We start from the raw sequence: 1,306 nt of genomic DNA, 5'->3' as shown, positions 1-1,306 counted from the left end.
CGAGCCGGGTGGGCACGAGCCGGGTGGGCACGGGGCCGACGACACCCGGGTACCCGTACTCGCCCGGCCGCTGGCCTCCTATTACCTGCTGCTCTCTTCGGCCGGCCTGCTGTTGCTGCTCGGGCTGGTGATGGTGCTGTCGGCATCCAGCGTGCGGTCGTTCGACGAACTGGGTTCGTCCTACGCGGTGTTCGCGCGACAGGCCACCTGGGTCGGCATCGGCCTGCCGTTGCTGGTCCTGGCCAGCCGGCTGCCCGTGCGGGTTTTCCGGGTGCTGGCGTATCCGGTCATGATCGTCTCTTTGGTCCTGCTGGTGGTCGTGCTGACTCCGCAGTTCGGAAAGTCGATCAACGGTGCCCAGCGGTGGATCGAACTGGGGCCGTACACGCTGCAGCCCAGTGAGATCGCCAAGCTCGGCCTCGTGCTCTGGGGCGCGGATCTGCTGGTGCGCAAACGCAAGCTGCTGGGGAACTGGAAGCACCTGCTGGTTCCGCTCGTCCCCGGAGCACTCCTGATCTCCATTATGATCATGCTGGAGCCGGACATGGGGACCACGATCGTGGTGCTCGTGGTCCTGCTGACCCTTTTGTGGGTGGTCGGGACCCCACTGCGGGTGTTCGGGTCGATCAGCGGTGTAATTCTGCTGGCCGGCACCGTCCTGGCCATCCGGGAGCCATACCGCTTCGAACGGTTGCTGTCCTACCGGGACCCGTTCGCCGACGCCCACAACACCGGCTTCCAGGCGGTCCAGGGCCTGTACGCGCTGGCCTCCGGCGGCTGGTGGGGCGAGGGCCTCGGCGCGTCCCGGGAAAAATGGCCGGGGTTGCTGCCCAACGCCCACACCGACTTCATCCTGGCCATCATCGGTGAGGAGCTCGGCCTGCTCGGCACGCTGGTCGTCGTCATCCTGTTCGCCGTTCTCGGGTTCGCCGGCATCCGGGTCGCCCACCGTACGGCGGACCCGTTCGTTCAGCTCGCCGCCGCCTCCGCCACCGGGTGGCTGCTCGGCCAGGCAATGATCAACATGGGTGCCGTGGTGGGGCTGCTCCCGATTACCGGCATCCCGCTGCCGCTGGTCTCCTTCGGGGGTTCCGCGCTGGTTCCCACGATGCTCACGGTCGGGATGCTGCTGTCGTTCGCCCGGCACGAACCCGCGGCGGCGGCAATGCTCGGCGCCAGGGCGGCGGCCCGACGCGAGGCCCGGGAGGCACGGGAGGCCAGCTCCGGTGGTGGGCGCCGGTTCCGATCCCGCACGCGGGCTGCCCGGGGCGGATCGGGTGAGCGCCGTCGTGGTAACCGTGGTGGC

1 protein-coding gene is annotated in these 1,306 nt (G+C 69.1%); it reads left to right on the top strand.

Annotation, left to right across the window (positions count from 1 at the left end; genetic code table 11):
• On the top strand, nucleotides 1-1,306 hold a 1,306-nt coding region (gene ftsW / locus U9980_RS01685), incomplete at both ends, for a putative lipid II flippase FtsW (RefSeq protein ID WP_322766385.1).

The sequence above is a fragment of the Protofrankia sp. Cr1 genome (genome assembly GCF_963555865.1).
GTDB lineage: Bacteria > Actinomycetota > Actinomycetes > Frankiales > Frankiaceae > Protofrankia.
Note: the sequence above shows the minus strand (reverse complement) of the source record. Positions and strands in the feature narration are given on the sequence as shown.